General features: G+C 37.2%; 19 protein-coding genes. 4 read left to right on the plus strand and 15 right to left on the minus strand.

The features are described 5' to 3' along the window. Positions 1 to 192: 192 nt before the first annotated feature. Both LB076_RS06870 and LB076_RS06875 read left to right on the plus strand, forming a co-directional pair. Positions 193 to 1,644, plus strand: a complete 1,452-nt coding sequence (locus LB076_RS06870; RefSeq protein ID WP_066334648.1) for an alkaline phosphatase PhoX — start codon at positions 193 to 195, stop codon at positions 1,642 to 1,644. A gap of 5 nt (positions 1,645 to 1,649) precedes the next feature. Beyond that, complete coding sequence (locus LB076_RS06875; RefSeq protein WP_066334651.1) at positions 1,650 to 3,437, plus strand: cytochrome-c peroxidase; 1,788 nt, start codon at positions 1,650 to 1,652, stop codon at positions 3,435 to 3,437. 83 nt (positions 3,438 to 3,520) lie between these two features. On the opposite strand, the gene LB076_RS06880 is transcribed toward LB076_RS06875, so the two are convergent. The 10 genes from LB076_RS06880 to LB076_RS06925 form a co-directional block, all read right to left on the minus strand. Next, complete coding sequence (locus tag LB076_RS06880) at positions 3,521 to 4,294, minus strand: TerC family protein (RefSeq protein ID WP_066334653.1); 774 nt, start codon at positions 4,292 to 4,294, stop codon at positions 3,521 to 3,523. Between the two features lie 42 nt (positions 4,295 to 4,336). Then, the gene (locus tag LB076_RS06885; protein WP_066334658.1) at positions 4,337 to 4,735 is read right to left on the minus strand and encodes a DNA topoisomerase IV; all 399 of its coding nucleotides are present in this window, start codon (positions 4,733 to 4,735) and stop codon (positions 4,337 to 4,339) included. A 10-nt stretch (positions 4,736 to 4,745) separates the two neighbouring features. After that, a complete protein-coding gene (locus LB076_RS06890; RefSeq protein WP_066334660.1) occupies positions 4,746 to 5,318 on the minus strand; it encodes a pentapeptide repeat-containing protein in 573 nt (190 codons plus the stop codon). Next, positions 5,318 to 5,539, minus strand: a complete 222-nt coding sequence (locus LB076_RS06895; protein ID WP_066334662.1) for a DUF6095 family protein — start codon at positions 5,537 to 5,539, stop codon at positions 5,318 to 5,320. The genes LB076_RS06890 and LB076_RS06895 overlap by 1 nt, the downstream gene beginning before the upstream one ends. A 67-nt stretch (positions 5,540 to 5,606) precedes the next feature. Next, positions 5,607 to 6,425, minus strand: coding sequence for an N-acetylmuramic acid 6-phosphate etherase (gene murQ, locus LB076_RS06900; protein ID WP_066334664.1), 819 nt, complete (start codon positions 6,423 to 6,425; stop codon positions 5,607 to 5,609). Positions 6,426 to 6,694: 269 nt separating this feature from the next. Next, positions 6,695 to 7,510 carry a DJ-1/PfpI family protein gene (locus LB076_RS06905; protein ID WP_078055281.1) on the minus strand — a complete coding sequence of 272 codons (816 nt, stop codon included), beginning with the start codon at positions 7,508 to 7,510 and terminating at the stop codon, positions 6,695 to 6,697. Positions 7,511 to 7,522: 12 nt separating this feature from the next. Beyond that, positions 7,523 to 8,257: an SDR family oxidoreductase gene (locus tag LB076_RS06910; protein WP_066334667.1), complete on the minus strand. Its 735-nt coding sequence runs from the start codon at positions 8,255 to 8,257 to the stop codon at positions 7,523 to 7,525. 49 nt (positions 8,258 to 8,306) lie between these two features. After that, a complete protein-coding gene (locus LB076_RS06915; RefSeq protein ID WP_066334799.1) occupies positions 8,307 to 8,891 on the minus strand; it encodes a Crp/Fnr family transcriptional regulator in 585 nt (194 codons plus the stop codon). A 187-nt stretch (positions 8,892 to 9,078) separates the two neighbouring features. Further along, complete coding sequence (locus LB076_RS06920; protein ID WP_066334670.1) at positions 9,079 to 9,747, minus strand: ZIP family metal transporter; 669 nt, start codon at positions 9,745 to 9,747, stop codon at positions 9,079 to 9,081. A gap of 61 nt (positions 9,748 to 9,808) precedes the next feature. Continuing rightward, positions 9,809 to 10,573 carry a class I SAM-dependent DNA methyltransferase gene (locus LB076_RS06925; protein ID WP_066334673.1) on the minus strand — a complete coding sequence of 255 codons (765 nt, stop codon included), beginning with the start codon at positions 10,571 to 10,573 and terminating at the stop codon, positions 9,809 to 9,811. A gap of 150 nt (positions 10,574 to 10,723) precedes the next feature. Here LB076_RS06925 and LB076_RS06930 point away from each other — a divergent pair, with 150 nt between their 5' ends. Together LB076_RS06930 and LB076_RS06935 are read left to right on the plus strand one after the other, a co-directional pair. Next, positions 10,724 to 11,896 carry a THUMP domain-containing class I SAM-dependent RNA methyltransferase gene (locus tag LB076_RS06930; protein WP_066334676.1) on the plus strand — a complete coding sequence of 391 codons (1,173 nt, stop codon included), beginning with the start codon at positions 10,724 to 10,726 and terminating at the stop codon, positions 11,894 to 11,896. Between the two features lie 111 nt (positions 11,897 to 12,007). After that, positions 12,008 to 12,244, plus strand: a complete 237-nt coding sequence (locus tag LB076_RS06935; protein ID WP_066334681.1) for a hypothetical protein — start codon at positions 12,008 to 12,010, stop codon at positions 12,242 to 12,244. Positions 12,245 to 12,322: 78 nt separating this feature from the next. Here the strand turns inward: LB076_RS06935 and LB076_RS06940 are convergent, their stop codons facing one another. The 5 genes from LB076_RS06940 to LB076_RS06965 all read right to left on the minus strand — a co-directional run bounded on the left by LB076_RS06940 (position 12,323) and on the right by LB076_RS06965 (position 17,455). Then, positions 12,323 to 13,111, minus strand: coding sequence for a DUF6048 family protein (locus LB076_RS06940; RefSeq protein ID WP_066334683.1), 789 nt, complete (start codon positions 13,109 to 13,111; stop codon positions 12,323 to 12,325). Beyond that, positions 13,083 to 13,604, minus strand: a complete 522-nt coding sequence (locus LB076_RS06945) for a DUF6452 family protein (RefSeq protein ID WP_066334684.1) — start codon at positions 13,602 to 13,604, stop codon at positions 13,083 to 13,085. The genes LB076_RS06940 and LB076_RS06945 overlap by 29 nt, the downstream gene beginning before the upstream one ends. Before the next feature lie 33 nt (positions 13,605 to 13,637). Beyond that, positions 13,638 to 15,050 (minus strand): 23S rRNA (uracil(1939)-C(5))-methyltransferase RlmD, encoded by a 1,413-nt coding sequence (rlmD, locus tag LB076_RS06950; RefSeq protein WP_066334686.1) that lies wholly within the window; start codon positions 15,048 to 15,050, stop codon positions 13,638 to 13,640. Positions 15,051 to 15,389: 339 nt separating this feature from the next. Next, positions 15,390 to 16,673 (minus strand): mechanosensitive ion channel family protein, encoded by a 1,284-nt coding sequence (locus LB076_RS06960; RefSeq protein WP_078055283.1) that lies wholly within the window; start codon positions 16,671 to 16,673, stop codon positions 15,390 to 15,392. Positions 16,674 to 16,822: 149 nt separating this feature from the next. After that, complete coding sequence (locus LB076_RS06965; protein WP_066334691.1) at positions 16,823 to 17,455, minus strand: GDSL-type esterase/lipase family protein; 633 nt, start codon at positions 17,453 to 17,455, stop codon at positions 16,823 to 16,825. Positions 17,456 to 17,505 lie beyond the last annotated feature (50 nt).

Below are 17,505 nucleotides of genomic sequence, written 5' to 3' on the forward strand. Positions count from 1 at the left end.
TAAATGATTTATAAAACCGCAATATAAAAAACATGCTGTTTATCGATTCAAAACCAGTAGTATTTTGCTCCGCGATTAGTAGCAAAGACGGGTAACGGTTTATTGATACTCCGATAATAGAATAGTAATTTGCAATTTGCTTTATCTTTACATTAGGATAGTAGTTTTGACCCATAAAACAAATCCATTAAAATGAAAACAAATTACAAAGCTTTAGTATTACTTTCTTTAACTTTAGGGTTCGTATCTTGTGATAAAAACGATACAAAAGAAATTGAAGATCAAAACGGATCTAAAATAGTTTTAAAAGACCAATCCGTAACCCCTGCTTATTTATCCAAAAAATCCGGTTTTGAGAATTTAGAGATTTTTTCTATCTTAAGTTCTGATGATAAATTATCTGGTAGCCCTGATTTTGTATACGGTTCTATGGCAGATGGAATGGGATTAATGAAATTAGACAACGGAACTTTCTCTTTAATCAATAATATTGAGGCAGATTATTCTATTGCTAGAATTTCTTTTGACGAAACTTTTAAGCCAGTAAAAGGAGAATATATTTTAAATTCGGCAGCTACAGCAAGAACTGCTCAATGTTCAGGTAGCTTGATTACGCCAGCAGAACATGGTTTTGGGCCGCTTTATCTTTCAGGAGGAGAATGGGGAGGCGCCTCTAAAGGTGTTTTTGCAACAGATCCCTACAAGAGTGCCGATAATGCACAATTAGCTTCTATGTTACCTGCTTTAGGGCAATGGTCTACGGAGAATGCGGTAGTTTTAGGAAAAGATGCCTATGCAGATAAAACGGTGGTTATCATTGGAGACGATACTTCGGATAGTACAACTCCATCTGGACAATTAGCAATGTATGTTGGTAACCGAGGAAATTTGTCAAGTGGTAAATTGTATGGTTTAAAAGTTACCACTACAGGGATTAACTATGAGATGGATATGAAAGAAGGAACCACTTATGAGGCTTCTTTTGTAGAATATTCCGAAAGAACTTTGGATGCCTTAGAGACAGAATCTAGAGCAAAAGGAATCATGGGATTCTCTAGAGTGGAAGATATAGATTACCGTAAAGGATCTGGAGCTAATAATAGAGAGTTGTATTTTGCTGTAACTGGTAAAAAAAGCAATGCTTTAAAAGACAAAGGAACTTTTTATGGTAGAATTTATAGAGTAATTTTAGATAGTAAAGATCCAACCAAAGCTACCATTTCGTGTGTATTAGATGGAGATAATTTAACTGGTATTGCTAAATCTTTCCATAGCCCAGACAACGTAATGGTAACTAAAGATTATGTATACATCATGGAAGATCCAAACGGGTATCCAGATACTGCTGACAAAACCCACTTTGCTTATTTGTATCAATATAATATTAAAACAAAAGCATTAAAAGTGGTTTTAGAGTGCGATCAAAACAAAGCACAGGCTGCAGGAATAGGTAAAGCAAGTAGTATGTGGGAACTTACTGGTATGATTGACGTTTCGGAAACAATAGGAGTTGAAGGAAGTTTTTTAATGATCACTCAAAACCATGGTTGGGAAAAAGAGGCATTTACAGACAAAAAAGCCAATCCAACATCAGATAGTAACGAAGGAAGTCAACTCTACTTAATAAAAGGTTTAGAAAGATAGTAACTATGAAACTATTGAAATTCAGTACCCTAAGGGCTATATTTTTATATAGCCTTTTGGTTTTTTTGGCAAGTTGTAAAAAAGAAACGGCCTATGAGGAGGTATCATCGTTTAAAAAATTAGAAAAAATATATAAGACAGAATTAGTACAAACAGCAACTACTTTAGACCAATTAAATAAAGAAATAACCGTCACAGAAAAACAACAGAAATACCGAGAGGCCAGAAAACATTTCAAAATGGCCGAATCTATTTTGGCATTTACGGACTCGGATAGCTATACTTTTTTGAACCAACCCAATATTTTAAAAATAGAGGAGGAAGATTTTACAGACATAAAAATCAAAGAACCCAGAGGCTTCCAGGTTATAGAAGAACTATTGTTTGCGGACACAATAGACCAAGATGCACTAAAAAAGCAAGTGACCATTACCAGTACGCGGCTTAAATTTTTGCATAAAAACCAAACACTTCAGTTTTTAAAAAAACACCATATTCTTTGGATTTTGCGGGATGCAATACACCGTGTGGCTTTAACAGGGATTACTGGTTTTGATTCTCCGGTTCTAGAAAACTCCCTCGAAGAGAGCCAAACCGTGTACCAGTCTTTGTTGGTAATCCTGGATGTTTTTAAAAGCGAATTTAAGGATCCATCCTTATATAGTCAATGGACAAAACAACTAGAAAAGGATATTGCTTTTTTGGGTAAATCTAATTTTAAAGATTTGGATCGTTACGTTTTTATAAAAAACCATACGCAAGAAACGCTCAAAATATGGAATAAAACCGTTACAGATTGGAAGGTTACTTTTCCGTTCAAGCAACCATTTAATTATCAAACATCCGATTTGTTTTCCGACAAAACGTTCAACTTGTTGTATTTTACCAACCAGAATGGAGATGCAGTAACTGCAGATAAGATCGCATTGGGCAAACTTCTTTTTGAAGATAGCTCTTTATCCAAACAAAAAAACATGAGTTGTGCTTCGTGTCATAAAGAGGCGCTATATTTTACGGACGGATTAGCAAAATCAGCAGGAGCAACACGTAACTCTCCAACGTTGTTTTATGCGGCTTTTCAGAAAGGTTTTTTTCATGATAACCGAGCAGCAAGTCTAGAAGGCCAAGTGGTGGATGTAGTTAACAATCCAGCAGAATTTCATTTGTCTTTAAATGATTTAGAAGCTCGTGTCAAAGAAAAAACGGTCTACAAAGCTGCTTTCAATAAAGCCTACAATCAAGAGATTAGTAATGATTTAATTAGAAACGCCATTGCTTCCTACATTATGTCTTTGAGTCCATTTAATTCTAAATTCGATCTCAATATGCAAGGCAAACAAAATACCTTAACCCAAAGTGAGATTCATGGTTTTAATCTTTTTGCTGGCAAAGCCAAATGCGCAACCTGTCATTTTGCTCCTTTGTTTAATGGTTTAGTGCCTACTAGGTTTAAAGAGTCTGAGGTAGAATCCATAGGAGTGCCTAAAACTAAAGACACCATTCATCCAGAAATAGATCCTGATTTGGGACGCTATGGAGTGTATAAAACGCAGGAGAGAAAACATTTTTTTAAGACTCCAACAATCCGGAATATTGCAAAAACAGCACCCTATATGCACAATGGAGTGTATACAACCTTAGAAGAAGTAATGACTTTTTATAATAATGGAGGTGGGAGAGGGTTAGGTATTGATGTGCCACATCAAACCTTAGCCTCGGATTCTTTAAAGCTGTCCAAACAAGAAATAAAAGATCTGATTGCTTTTATGAAAACACTGACCGATACGTATTAGTAGAACCCAAAAAAGACTGTTTGAATTAGTACATTCAAACAGTCTTTTATTTTAATGGTTAATTAAGCCAAGGTTGTGTTGGGTTAGTTGTTTTTTTTAGACATTTTCATGTTTAGTACTTCTACAAAAAGCGAAAATGTAATAGCAAAATATAAATAGCCTTTGGGTACGGGAGTAACATGACTTCCGAAAATAAGTGCACCAGATAAATGAGCACTTTCTGTAAGTAGCATCATTCCAATTAAGATTAAAAAAGAAAGACCCAAAATTTGTATAGAAGGGTGTTTGTTTACAAAATTACCTACTGGTACTGCAAATTGCATCATTATCAAAACCGAAATAACCACAGCAGTAATCATAATGTATAGTGCTCCTGCAACCCCATTTGTCATCCCTACGGCAGTTAGGATGCTGTCAAACGAAAAGACCATGTCTATCATAATGATTTGTATCAAAACACTCTGAAAGGATTTTGTAGCTGCTTTTCCTAATTCTTTTTCTTCAAGCCCTTTTTCATCTACTTTTTCATGAATCTCGCTGGTACTTTTGTAAATTAAAAACAAGCCTCCTAAAAACAAAATGATACTTTGACCGGTTATTGCCGCAGAAAACCAACTCAGATGGATGGAAAACCAAGGTTCTTTCATTTGGATTAACAGATTGATTCCAAACAAAAGAGCAATTCTCATAAACATAGCCAAAAACATGCCTATTTTGGTAGCTTTTTTTCGGCTTTCGGGTGGGAGTTTACCGGTGGCTATCGAAATAAAAATGATGTTGTCAATTCCGAGTACTATTTCTAAAAAAGTTAGCGTTAGTAGGGCTATCCACGCGTCGGGATTCAAAAATACTTCCATTTTATAAATTTAAATTAGTGCTTTTGGGCTACAATTGTCTTATTAGTCTAATTTGGTTACGGTTCCTTTTTGTTTTTGGGCTACTCCCACCATTCCAAACTCAAAGGTGTAGGTGTTTTTGGTAGTGGTCAAAATTTTCATGTTGAGGGCTTTTTTTTCGGCCATGTTTTTTGGATGCAACTTTTGTAATATATATTCGCAATCATTTACCCAGCGTATGGAGGCGGTATCTGTTTTGCCTTCAAAAGTTTCAATCTGGATGCTGTCATTTCGTTCCAAAAATGTGGTTTTTTTTATGCCATCTATCTCGTGCTCAAATTTAAATTTTCCGGTTTTAAAATCCTTGCAATTACGTTCTACCGGATAACAAGAAACCATTAAGAGTACTAACGTAAGAGGGACTAATTTGAGTCTGTTTTTTTTATTAAAGAGAGTTGGCATAAATACGGTTTTATTGAATTAGGATTTGGTATTTGTCTAAAAGTCCTGGTAGCCCTTGAGTAGCAAACTGTGCTTTTTTCATGGGGTTGTATTCGGGATCTATTTTATAATTATATGCGGTCAGAAAGTTGGCTTCTTTGAGTTCGGTGTTGTTAAATAGGGCATTTTCTAAATTGCAGTCCTCAAACAAGGCGTAGGATAAATTGCAACCCGTAAAATTGGCTTCTTTTAGGGTGGATTTTATAAATTTAGTTTTGGCCATTTTTTTGTTGGCAAAAGAGGTGTAGTCCAGGATGCAATCTTGAAAATTAACTTGAAATAAAAAATCATTGCATGCATCAAAGGCAACTCCCATCAGTTTGCAACGAATAAAGGCAACGGTTTTTAGATCCGTGCCATGGAGTTGCATTAAAGAGAGGTTGCAGGCTATAAATTGGCAATCTATAAAAGTACAGTTGGAAAAATGGGTAGTAGAAAAATCACAATTTTTAAAAACACAATCTTCAAACTCTCGGTTGCTCACTTTTTGGTTGCTGTAGCTCACTTTGTCAAAGGTCTTTTGTATGTGTAGTAGTGCTTCCATTAGTCGTTAAATAAGCCTTTGACTATGGTTTGGAGCCCTCTAAACATAAAGTAAACTGCTGCAATACAAAGCGCAATACCTACTGCCAATACAAGATAGTGCCATAGCGATTGTTTGTTTATAAAGGCATTATAGATCACCGAAGGGCCAATAAACAGTAGTGGCAAAGACCAAGCTAAATAGCGTATGCCTTTGGATAAAAGTATTTTGTTGGTAGCCATAAGGATGTGTTTTTGATTTAAGAGCTAAAGATACGTAATTGGTAGAAAAATCTAAAAAACAGAAGGGCTATTTATGGTTTAAATAAGATTCTATTGCTTTTCTGACGCTACCATTTTGTTTTAATAATTTGGAAGCTATTTCGTGGGTTACTGGAATTTCGGCCTGAATCATTTGGATGCCTCGATCTACAAGTTTGTTGTTGCTCAACTGCATGTCTACCATTTTGTTTCCTTTTACTTTGCCTAGCTGTATCATGGTGGTGGTAGAGATCATGTTTAATACTAATTTTTGTGCGGTTCCTGCTTTCATGCGGGAGCTACCGGTCACAAATTCGGGGCCTACAACTACATCAATAGCAAATTGTGCCGTTTGAGAGAGTGGACTATTGGCGTTGCAAGAGATGCTGCCTGTGGTGATGTTGTTTTGATTGCAGGATTGGATGCCTCCAATTACATAAGGGGTGGTGCCAGATGCGGCGATACCTATAACTACGTCTTTGGAGTTTATGTGGAATTGTTGTAAGTCTTTCCAGGCTTGGGTTGGGTTGTCTTCGGCGTTTTCTACGGCTTTGCGTATGGCTGGATCGCCACCGGCAATGAGAGCTACAATGGTGTCAAATGGCACTCCAAATGTAGGTGGACATTCGGAGGCGTCTACTACGGCAAGCCTTCCGGAGGTTCCTGCGCCTAGGTAAAAGAGCCTACCGCCTAGTTTCATTTTGGCTACAATTTGGGTTACTAGAGCGGTTATTTGTGGCAGTGCTTTGGCTACGGCATGAGGTACTGTTTGGTCTTCTTGGTTTATGTTGGTCAAGATTTCGGAAACAGACATTTGGTCTAGGTTATCGTATTTTGAGGCTTGCTCGGTGGTTTTTATAAATGTCATTGTTTTGAGGATCAAATGTGGCTAGATTTCAAAGGTACTATCTTTTTGAAAAGTACCATCCATTTGGAACTTGGATTTGTTATTGCGGGATTAAATTAGTTTCTTAATCTGCTAAATAAAGCTTAAAAGACAGGCGTAGTATTTGCTTGTCTTTTGAGCTTTTTACAAATCGGCATTCCAGCCAGAAGAAGGTGGGGATTTACCATTTTATCTTAATTCATTATGCGGGTGAAATTAGTATGTCCAAACAGTAGAATTTTTTAATGCTGTTATTCGGGAGTATTTTTTGTTACTGGATTCTCGTTTAAATACTCTGTTAATGCCTCTAAGTAAAGGGTGTTAAATGCTGCTCCAGAAAATGGATTTTGACTGGTTACTAGATTTCGGTCTTTTATTGAAAAGTTTGATTTGGGTAATTTGTGTTTGTATTTTAAGCCCATTTTTTTCAATTGTTGAGCTATTTTTCTGTTTTTTGGTTTTCCCTTCATGATGAAGTGTTCAATAATAAACTCCTCAAGTGGCGATACGGAATTCACTTCAAAACCAATGTATGGGTTTTCTGCCATGGGTATGGTAAGTAGCAGACTTGGAGCATGACAAATGAGTCCAGTTGGTTTTTTTGTTTTTGCAAAATGCGTTAACAAAATAGGTATGTTAGCATCGTTTGTTAAATCAACCATCAAGCCTTGACCACCAGGGATTACCAAACCGATATAATCTGCTTTTGTTTCTACTGCTTTTTCGAGTGTTTTTGGATTGTTAAATAAGCAATCTGTTTGGGTGAAAAGTAAGGCTTCGTCTTTCATCTCTAGGTTGTTTTTCCAATATTTAGCATTGCTGCTTTGGTTGTCAATTGTTGCTGTAATTCCATTTGGGGTTGCAAAATCTACGGTGTATCCAGCCTGGATGACGGATTTGTAGGCAAGATAAAATTCATTCAAAAAAACACCTGTTTGTCTAAGCTTTTTTCCGTTGTTTAGTTCTAAGGTGTCTGCTGCGCTCATAACAAATAATATTTTGTTGTTTTGTGCAGAAACTGTTTGGGACAAAAGTAGTATTGTAAGTAGTAGAATTCGGATTTTCATTTTTATACGGTTTTAAATTATGCTGCCTTTCATTATTCGATCGGCAATTTTTGGGCTAATTCTATTTATGATTCTCAATAGTTTTACTTTATGAATATTTACTTCATATTTATTGTTTTTAAAGGCTTTTATAAATTCATCCACCAATCTTTTGACAGTAATTTTCTTGGCTCCTCTTCCTTTGGTCATTTCCGTATTTACTAAAGGTGGGAGTATTTCAAATACTTTTATTTTGTTGGATTGGTATCGTAATGACTTTGAAAAAATATGAATTGCTGCTTTGGTTCCACAATATACGGCTGCTTTGGCTTTGGGAACAATGGCTAAACCGGAAGAAATGGTAACAATAGCTGCGTTAGAATTTTTTTGCAGCACCGGAAGTAACAAAGTAATGAGTTTTATGGGGGAAGTGAGGTTTGTAAGGACTTCCTTTTCAATTTTTTTTAGCGTGTAGGTTGGATCCAATAGGTTTTGATTGTATTGAATACCAGCGCTGTTTATTAACACATTGAGGTCTTGGTGTTTTTGTTTTATATGGGCTACAAGTTGGTTTAATTCGGATTTTGAGGTAATATCACATTTGAAAGTGGTGATTCTGCTGTCAAACTTTTCGAGTTCTTTTAATTTGATTTCATTTCTACCAACAGCGATTATTTGATTGTTTAATAGGCAGAATCTCTCAGTTAATTCTCTGCCAATTCCTGAAGTGGCTCCTGTGATGAGAATCTTGTTTTGGTCTAATTTCATGGTTGTAAATATTTAGACCAAAATTCTTGAGAATATAAAGTAAAAGCATTTACATAGGTAAAGATTTTTGTTTTTGGCTCCTTATACGACTTAATTGGGTTGGTGTAATACCTAAATAGGAAGCAATATGGTATTGGTTTATTAGGTTTTCTAAGTCTGGATGTTCTTTTTTGAAGATAGTGTAGCGTTCTTTTGCATCAATGGTTACAAGTTCAATTTCTCTTTTTTCTTTTATGGCAAATTTGTATTCTGCCATAATTCGGGCAAGGCTTTCAAATTTTGGATATTGTGTATAAAGTGAGGTGAGTTGTCTAAAATCTGCAATTAATAGCGTGCAGTCGGTTAAGCATTGGATGTTGATTACGTTTTGTTGTCTTGTTGTTATGAATGCGTATGCTGCTACAAATTGGGAAGCTGTAAAGAAGGTTTTGTTGTATTCGTTCCCGGATTTATTACGAAAAAAAGCACGCATTACTCCGGTTGAAATAAAAGCTAATTTTGATGAAAATTCGGACTCTATGGCAAAATATTCTTTCTTTTTGAGTTGGATTTCAGAAAATAAGGAAAGGAATACTGCTTTTTCTTTTTCTGTAAAAGCGATTAATGTTTCTAAATATAGTTGTAGTGCCTCCATTGGTGTTTTTTTGTTGTTGAATTTTTTTATCAAGGAGGTTATTGGGTTGTTTTCTGTTGAAAGATCTCTCTCTGGGGTGGGTTTTGCGTGAGGGATAGCAGCCGGAAATCCTTTTCTTTTTTTAGAAAAATAAAAGATTGGAGCGTATAGCCCGACCCGTAGTTTTTACGAAGGGGCACGCCCAAATTTATAAAAAATAGGCCATCAGGATGCCTAATACTATCATGGATACTTTGGCGATGTTGAATTTGTGTCCTTCACTGCTTTCAAAAATAATGGTGGAGGAGATGTGAAAGAGTATTCCGATGACTATGGCGGTGAGTTCGGTGTGGTAATTGCGCAATAGGGGCAGATAGTTTGCGGCAATGGTGCCCAAAGGGGTCATGGTGGCAAAGGTGATCATGAAGGCAAATATGGCTTTTTGGTTGAGTTTGGCATGGATAAAAAAGGTGGTCAGGATGATGGCTATGGGCAAATGGTGTATGGCAATTCCGATGGCTAAATCGTGGTGGTGGCTTACTGGAAAGCCTTCTAGAAAGGCGTGCAAACATAGGCTGATAAAGAGTAACCAGGGGATGTGCGCCATGTGGGGTTTGCCGTGTACATGGCCGTGTTCTGCTCCTTTGGAGAAAAATTCGAGAATGATTTGGAATAATATGCCGAGCATGATAAAGATCCCGATATTTGGATGGTTTGTTTGGTATATCTCTGGCAGTAAATGCATTACGGTTAGGGATAGCAAAAAGGAACCGCTAAAGGCGAGTAATAGTTTGAGGTTGGTTTTGTTTTTGGGTTGTAACACCAATGCAATTACGTATCCGAGCAGTACCGAGAGTAGGGGTAATAGATAATTCATTTTTGTGGTTTAACCGTTTGTGGGATTTTTTTGGTTTTTGTTGTTCAATTGGGCTACAGAATTATTTAAAGAGCATTATTAATCGGTCGCTTTGGTTTTGGTAAAACTTTTTTAATTTGTAATCTCCAAATAGGTCTAAAAGATATATTCCGGCTTGTTCCATGAGGGTTTCAAAGTCTGCTAGGGTTAGGGCTTTTACTTTCTCGGTGTAATGAAATTCTTGGCCTTGGTCGGTAAAGTGTATTTCTTTGTAAATGTATCCGTCTTTTAGGTAGCGTTTTAAATTAAAATCGATTCCGTCTACGGTTTTTGTCTCTTCGGGGACCAGTGTTTGGAGTACTTTGGTAACGTTCATAAAATCGATTACTGCAAATCCGGTGTCTGTTAAACTGGCTCGGATGGCCTGCAAGGTGGTGAGGTTGTCTTGCTCGTTTTCAAAGTAGCCAAAGCTGGTAAAGAGGTTAAATATGGCGTCAAATTTTTCGTCAAAGGGTTGGCGCATGTCGTGCACTTTAAATTGCAACTGGGCATTGGTGTGTTGGCTGGCTTGTGCAATGCTGTTTTCGGAGAGGTCTGCGCCCAAAACATTGTAGCCTAGTTGGTTGAGGTAAATAGAATGGCGTCCTTTGCCGCAGGCTAAATCCAAAACTTTTGCTTTTTCGGGTAGGTTTAAATACTGGGTTAGGTTGTCCATGAAGAGCTGGGCTTCGTTATAATTTCTGTCTTTGTACAGAATGTGGTAATAAGGGGAATCAAACCAAGAACCGAACCAAGTGGCTGTAGCTGTTGGGGGATTTACTGGAGTTGCTTTTTGTTGTTCGGACATTTATTCTTTTTCTATTTATTCTATCCGGCAAATTTAGTGTATTTTTGCTAAAAAATATCAAATCTGTGGTAATACAGCTGTATTGCTATAATTTTACTACAAGTGCCTCTTGGATACAAAAGAGGACTTGTTTTAATGGAAACATAAAAAATGGAAGACAATTTTAAGATGGTAGCCAAAACTTTTTTTGGTTTTGAAGAAATATTAGCAAAAGAGTTGCTACAACTAGGTGCTCAAGAGGTAGAGCAAGGAGTAAGAATGGTGCGTTTTAAAGGAGATAAAGGGTTTATGTATAAGGCAAATTTGTCTTTGCGTACGGCTTTAAAAATTTTAAAACCTATTTATTCGTTTAAAGCAAATAATGAACAGGCTTTGTATAAAGGAATATTGGGGGTCAATTGGTCTCGGTATATTAATGCCAACCAAACCTTTGTGATTGATGCAACGGTACACTCGGATGCTTTTAACCACTCGGAGTTTGTTTCTCAAAAATGCAAAGATGCCATTGTGGATCAGTTCCGAGAGCGCACAGGTCAAAGACCAAGTATTGATAAGGCACACCCGGATTTAAGGATCAATATTCATATTGATAGAGATCAGGTTTCGGTAGCTTTGGATACCTCTGGCAATTCTTTGCACCAGCGAGGTTACCGTACTGCTACTAATATTGCTCCTATAAACGAGGTGCTTGCTGCTGGGGTTTTGTTGCTATCGGGATGGGATGGACAAGGAGATTTTTTGGATCCCATGTGTGGTTCTGGAACCTTTTTGGCAGAGGCCGCTATGATTGCGTGTAACATTCCGGCCAATATAAATAGAAAAGAATTTGCTTTTGAAAAATGGAGAGACTGGGATAATGACCTATTTGATAGCATTACCGCTAGTTTGCTCAAAAGGGTACGGGAGTTTCATTATACCATCAAAGGATATGACAAAGCACCCTCTGCGGTCCAAAAAGCCAAAGAAAATATAAAAAATGCCAATCTAGACGAGTATATCACCATTGCGGAGCAAAACTTTTTTGATTCTGAAAAAACCACACAAGGAAAACTGCATATGGTATTTAATCCTCCTTATGATGAGAGGTTGGATATACACATGGAAGAATTTTATAAAAATATTGGGGATACTCTCAAGAAAAATTACCCGGGCACCGATGCTTGGTTTATTACCGGAAATCTGGATGCTTTAAAATTTGTAGGATTGCGTCCTTCTAGAAAAATAAAACTCTTTAATGCAAGTATTGAAGCACGTTTGGTAAAATACGAAATGTACGAAGGCAGCAAAAGAACCAAGTTTCAAAACACAATCCCCGCCGAATAGGGAGTGTGATTTGTTTCTGGGATTATTTTTTAGTAAATCAACCGTTTTAAAAACTTTTAAAAACCTATTTCCCTAATAGGATTTCCTCTTTTTGGGGATAGGGAGCACAACATGACAAAATTACAACTAAGAGCTTTTTTGTACCAACTAGGATGTTTTGCAATATTGTTTATATCCGTGAGGTATTTAGTCGAAAAATACACCCATTTGATTGGTTTATGGATTCCATTTACCGCATTTGTAGTAGGAACGCTATTGTCTCCTAAATTTAAAGCAGTTAAAACCAAAGATGGAGAAAAGTTGTTCATGAAATGGATCTTTTTTAAAGACGTAAAAGAAATAGCCTAATAGATTGCTCCAGTCGCAATCCAAAAAAAAAGCGCACTTTAGTTACAAAGTGCGCTTTTTTTTTGGATAATTAAGGAACTATTTTGGGCTCCTAACGTTCTTTTTGTATATAGGTATTAAATAAGAAACACTATAATTAAAACCCACTCCAAAACTTCCGTTATAGGTTCTGTTAAAACCCGGAATATAAAGATTGTCAAAATTAGCAGGTTTTTTGTTGCTGATTAGGCTGTTAAGCCTTAGACTAAATCCTACAAAAACGTTGTTGAAAACCTTGGCTTTAATACCGGCAACCACTTCTGCCCAGCTTGCAGTGAGACCATCGTAGTTTTGTCCAGAAACACTGTTTTGAACTTCCGCAAAATAAGGGGTTGCATTATAAATTTTGTAGCTGTAGAGCTGTTGATTAAAAGAACTAAAACCATAACGCAAACCCACATAAATACTGTTTTCCATATCCAGCCAGTTTTGATAGCCATTATAATCAAAACCAACCTTTAGGTAACTGCCTTTGGTAGCAAAATGCACCCGATCGTCCGTAGTGGTTTTGTTTTCGTTACCTAATTCAGCGGCTATAAAATATTTTTTGGTTACTCTATAATCTCCCGTAAACTCGATCCCTTTGTAATTTTTGTCATACAAAGAGCGGCTAATTTTAAATAAATCAACACCCAGACGCAATCCATATCTAGTTGTTTTAGCAACAGTATTGGTGTCTGTGATGGTCTTAGCATCCTTGTTGGTGGATTTAGAAAGTGTTGTAGGCAACACCGCACTACCGTTGGGAGTATTGGTTTTTTGGGCACTGCTGACCAATACTAAAAAAACAAGGCAAATGCTAAAAAAATATTTCAAGATGTGTTTCATTTTCGTGGACTATTGTACTGGTTTTTACGGCAATGTGTTTCATCCATAGCAAGTCTGCCGCTGCGCCATCCGTATGTTCTAAAGGTTGTATAGGATCTAAAGTATATTCGGTTTTAAAACCACAAGCTCTAGACACAAAAACATCCTTGCGACTATAATTTATTTGCAAAACATCCTCGTTCTCTAAGGGTATAACCGTGCTTTTGTAATTCAAAATAAAACGAAAACGAACCAAATCGGCATCGGTTTTTAAAGGAATTGCTACCTTACTACCGTTAATTAGAGTGCTGCCTTGGTAGCTAACGCCTTGGCTCATTCCGTCGGCAATAACAGTCAAGTTTTTGACCTCTTTAGGTACAGATGCATTGGCAATATCATAAAAAGAAAGCACTAATCTAGGAGTAGTGATGGTATTGGCATCACAAATATCGTCTTTCTCGCATCCGGAAAACCCCCAAGCAACGACCAATAACAATAAAAGTTTCTTTTTCATATATTTATTTAAAAGGACATGCAAGGTATGCCACTACCTTCTTTCCAAAAGTACAACATTTTCAACATGATGCGTTTGCGGAAACATATCCACCGGACGCACCCGAGTTACTTTATATTTCTCATCCATCAAGGCCAAATCGCGCGCTTGTGTAGCAGAGTTACAGCTTACATACACCACTTTGGCAGGAGCAATTTTTAGAATTTGTTCTATCACATCTTTGTGCATCCCATCTCTAGGAGGATCCGTAATAATTACATCCGGTTGTCCGTGCTGCGCAATAAAGTGCTCGTTAAAGACCAACTTCATGTCTCCTACAAAGAACTCACAATTAGTAATTTCATTGCGTACCGCGTTGGCTTTGGCATCTTTGATGGCATCTGGAACACTCTCCACGCCAATCACTTTTTTTGCTTTCTTGGAAACAAATTGCGCAATAGTACCCGTTCCGGTGTATAGGTCATACACAATTTCATTACCGGTCAATCCAGCAAAATCCCGAGTTATTTTGTATAATTCGTACGCTTGATCCGAGTTGGTTTGATAGAATGATTTGGCATTAATACTAAATTTAAGGCCTTCCATTTCTTCTAAGATATAATCTCTTCCTTTATACAAAATAACCTCCGTATCATACAAGGTATCGTTTGCTTTATTATTAATCACATATTGTAACGACGTAATTTGCGGAAATTTCTCATATAAATGATTCAAAAGCAACTCTCTAGCCGCTTTGTCGTTTTCAAAAAACTGAACCAATAACATAATCTCACCCGTAGATGCTGTACGCAACATCAAGGTTCTCAACAAACCCGAATGCTCTCTAGGATTAAAAAACGTCATTCCATTAGCATTAGCAAAATCCCTAACTTCATTTCTAATTGCGTTAGAAGGATCTTCTTGCAAGTGGCATTTAGTAATATCCAGAATTTTATCCCACATTTTAGGGATATGAAAACCCAAAGCATTTCGATTTCCTAAATCTTCCGTGCTGCCAATTTCGGCCTGGGTCAACCAGCGGCTATTAGAAAACGAAAATTCCATTTTATTTCTATAAAAAAACTTTTTCTCAGAACCCAAGATAGGTTCCAAATCCGGAAGTGCAATTTTTCCAATGCGTTGCAAATGGTTCAAAACCTCATTTTGCTTATAAAACAACTGTTGGTCATAGTTCATGTTTTGCCACTTACAGCCCCCACAAACCCCAAAATGCTCGCAAACAGGCTCTACACGGTGCTCCGAGAACTCGTGAAAATGCACTGCTTTTCCTTCATAAAAAGACTTGCGTTTTTTAAAAGTTTGCACATCGACCACATCTCCTGGCACCACATTTGGTATAAACACCACCTTACCATCGGGAGCCTTAGCCACCGATACGCCTTTTGCGCCTGCATCAAGAACTTTAATTTGATGAAAGACCACCTTGTCTGTATTTTTTCTTCCCATGCCGCAAAAATAAGCGTTTGTAAACTTTTATAAATTCAAAATTCAAAATATTTTCTAAAAATAACCGTATTTTATGTAACTCCAAGGCACAGCCGTTTGCAAACCCCAAACAACAAAGCCATCCTAGTAGTTTTTTCGGTAGAGCCCAATCCTGCTTTTCGCTACAAATCCTCGCTTTGCTGGCAGTACTCCTAAGCCCATAAAGGAGCTTCCTACGGTCGCTCTTTATTGGCAAGGAGTACAAGAGCCAGCAAAACTGTGGGTTTTTTGCTACAATCAGGGGCAGAAACCCCCCTGCGCACCACCAACTAAGCAAAGCCATACCAACTACCAACTACATTATGGTTTAGCAGTATCCAGTAAATGCACAAAATCCTTTCCGGTAGGCTCCTCAAAAACCTCCAATTCAAATTGCGATATAATAGTTAGTAAATGGTCAAAAATATCCGATTTTATTTGCTCGTATTTTTCCCATTCTTTCTCGTAGCTAAAACAATAAATCTCCAAAGGCAATCCCTTAGAGGTAGGGTCCAACTGCCGTACCATAGTAGTCATTTCGGTATTGATGTGCGGATTGGCCAGAATATAATTTTCGGCATATACCCTAAAAACCCCAATATTGGTAAGGCTTTTTGTGTTAACAATATTGGTTTGGTTTTGCATTAAAGCATTGTTTATGGTATCGATTTCGTTTTCTTTTTTAATAATATAATCCCTAATTAGGGTATATTGCTTAAACCGATCCAACATTTTTTGGTCACAAAACTCAAAACTACTCACCTTAAGATAAATGGCTCTTTTGATCCTTCGGCCGCCAGAATTACTCATTCCGCGCCAGTTTTTAAAAGAGTCATTAATAAAAGCATACGTAGGAATGGTTGTAATTGTTTTATCCCAATTTTGTACCTTAACCGTACTTAAATTGATAGACATCACATCGCCATCTGCATCGTATTTAGGCATGGCAATCCAATCTCCAACCCGTACCATATCGTACACAGACATCTGGATACTAGCCACAAAACCCAAAATAGTATCCTTAAAGATCAAAAGTAACACAGCAGTCATGGCTCCCATGGCTCCCAGAAAATAAAAAGGACTCTTGCCCAAAAGCAAAGACAACACCAATATGCCTCCCACAAAATACACAAGTATATTGAGCACTTGGATGTAGCTACTAATGGGTTTGTCTTTAAAAATGTGTGATTGAGACAGTATTTCATTCAGCACTGATAGCATGGCGTTGATAGTCCGGATGATTACAAATAAAATCAGTATTTTGGCCAAAGTAACCACATAGCCAGATACTGCTGCATACTTAGCCAATAGAATAGGCACCAAAAAAATAACCAGTACTGCAGGAATAATATAGGCAAGCTTGTCAAATATTTTTTTTTCAATCAAAATATCGTCCCAAGTAGTTTTAGTTTTTAAAAACAGCCTATGAATGGCGTTTACAATTATTTTTTTGGTCAAATACCAAGTCACAAAACAAGCAATAAACAAGCCCAAAAGCAGTAGCGGAAGACTTAAATAATAGGCTATTTTAGGATCGGCATCAAAATAATAGGTTAGCCAGCTGGGATCAATTTGTAGCGAATATAATTCTTGGTTCAAAAGCATTCTTGTTTTTAATTGGTTGTCTTGCAAAGATAACATTCCGTATGGAAGACACGTACGATCTAATTTAAAAAAAAGAATCCATATCTGAGGATAACAAGATCTCTTACTATTAAGGGTCTTGTCTTTAATTTTGGTTACAGTGGTTTAAGTTAGCAACCAGCCAAAGCTTGATCCACTATAGGCGCCATGATTTGGTAGCCTTTTTTATTGGGGTGTACCCCATCATAAGAGTATATTTTGGGCAACCCATTTTGAGTGTCTGCCATTGCGGAGTGGTAATCCACAAATGCAATGCCATGCGTTGTAGCGTAGTTTAGTAGCAACGCATTTAGAGCTATTATCCTAGCAGCTGGGTTTTGATTTGGACTCCAAGGAAAATCTATGGCAGGCAATACGCTACACATAATGGCTTTTATACCATGATTTTGGGCTAGTTCTACCATGTCGAAAATGGTTTCCGAGATGGTTTTTATAGTTGCCGGACCCGTGTTTCCGGCTAGATCATTGGTGCCCGCCAGAATAACTACCACAGCAGGTTTTAGAGCCAGCACATCTGCAGTAAAACGTAGGTATATTTGTGGTGTGGTTTGTCCGCTGATGCCTCTATTGATATAGCGCGAATTCTGAAAATATTCTGGCATTACCGCAGACCAAAATGCAGTAATAGAATCCCCTATAAACACCACTCGGGTAGGATCCAAGGGTTGGTTTTGTAACCAAATATTTTGGGATTGGTATTTGTTTAAATTAGGAAAATCTGCAAGACTTGATCTTTCTGGCATAGCTAAAATTAGTTGTTAAAATTAAAAACACCCTACAAAGTGGTACACAT

It is taken from the genome of Flavobacterium crassostreae (genome assembly GCF_001831475.1).
Lineage (GTDB): Bacteria > Bacteroidota > Bacteroidia > Flavobacteriales > Flavobacteriaceae > Flavobacterium > Flavobacterium crassostreae.

Excerpts from the sequence above, each read along its gene's own strand:
- LB076_RS06870 (WP_066334648.1), top strand. The coding sequence starts at position 193 with ATGAAAACAAATTACAAAGCTTTAGTATTACTTTCTTTAACTTTAGGG.
- LB076_RS06875 (WP_066334651.1), top strand. The coding sequence starts at position 1,650 with ATGAAACTATTGAAATTCAGTACCCTAAGGGCTATATTTTTATATAGC.
- LB076_RS06880 (WP_066334653.1), bottom strand. The coding sequence starts at position 4,294 with ATGGAAGTATTTTTGAATCCCGACGCGTGGATAGCCCTACTAACGCTA.
- LB076_RS06885 (WP_066334658.1), bottom strand. The coding sequence starts at position 4,735 with ATGCCAACTCTCTTTAATAAAAAAAACAGACTCAAATTAGTCCCTCTT.
- LB076_RS06890 (WP_066334660.1), bottom strand. The coding sequence starts at position 5,318 with ATGGAAGCACTACTACACATACAAAAGACCTTTGACAAAGTGAGCTAC.
- LB076_RS06895 (WP_066334662.1), bottom strand. The coding sequence starts at position 5,539 with ATGGCTACCAACAAAATACTTTTATCCAAAGGCATACGCTATTTAGCT.
- murQ (WP_066334664.1), bottom strand. The coding sequence starts at position 6,425 with ATGACATTTATAAAAACCACCGAGCAAGCCTCAAAATACGATAACCTA.
- LB076_RS06905 (WP_078055281.1), bottom strand. The coding sequence starts at position 7,510 with ATGAAAATCCGAATTCTACTACTTACAATACTACTTTTGTCCCAAACA.
- LB076_RS06910 (WP_066334667.1), bottom strand. The coding sequence starts at position 8,257 with ATGAAATTAGACCAAAACAAGATTCTCATCACAGGAGCCACTTCAGGA.
- LB076_RS06915 (WP_066334799.1), bottom strand. The coding sequence starts at position 8,891 with ATGGAGGCACTACAACTATATTTAGAAACATTAATCGCTTTTACAGAA.
- LB076_RS06920 (WP_066334670.1), bottom strand. The coding sequence starts at position 9,747 with ATGAATTATCTATTACCCCTACTCTCGGTACTGCTCGGATACGTAATT.
- LB076_RS06925 (WP_066334673.1), bottom strand. The coding sequence starts at position 10,573 with ATGTCCGAACAACAAAAAGCAACTCCAGTAAATCCCCCAACAGCTACA.
- LB076_RS06930 (WP_066334676.1), top strand. The coding sequence starts at position 10,724 with ATGGAAGACAATTTTAAGATGGTAGCCAAAACTTTTTTTGGTTTTGAA.
- LB076_RS06935 (WP_066334681.1), top strand. The coding sequence starts at position 12,008 with ATGACAAAATTACAACTAAGAGCTTTTTTGTACCAACTAGGATGTTTT.
- LB076_RS06940 (WP_066334683.1), bottom strand. The coding sequence starts at position 13,111 with ATGAAACACATCTTGAAATATTTTTTTAGCATTTGCCTTGTTTTTTTA.
- LB076_RS06945 (WP_066334684.1), bottom strand. The coding sequence starts at position 13,604 with ATGAAAAAGAAACTTTTATTGTTATTGGTCGTTGCTTGGGGGTTTTCC.
- rlmD (WP_066334686.1), bottom strand. The coding sequence starts at position 15,050 with ATGGGAAGAAAAAATACAGACAAGGTGGTCTTTCATCAAATTAAAGTT.
- LB076_RS06960 (WP_078055283.1), bottom strand. The coding sequence starts at position 16,673 with ATGCTTTTGAACCAAGAATTATATTCGCTACAAATTGATCCCAGCTGG.
- LB076_RS06965 (WP_066334691.1), bottom strand. The coding sequence starts at position 17,455 with ATGCCAGAAAGATCAAGTCTTGCAGATTTTCCTAATTTAAACAAATAC.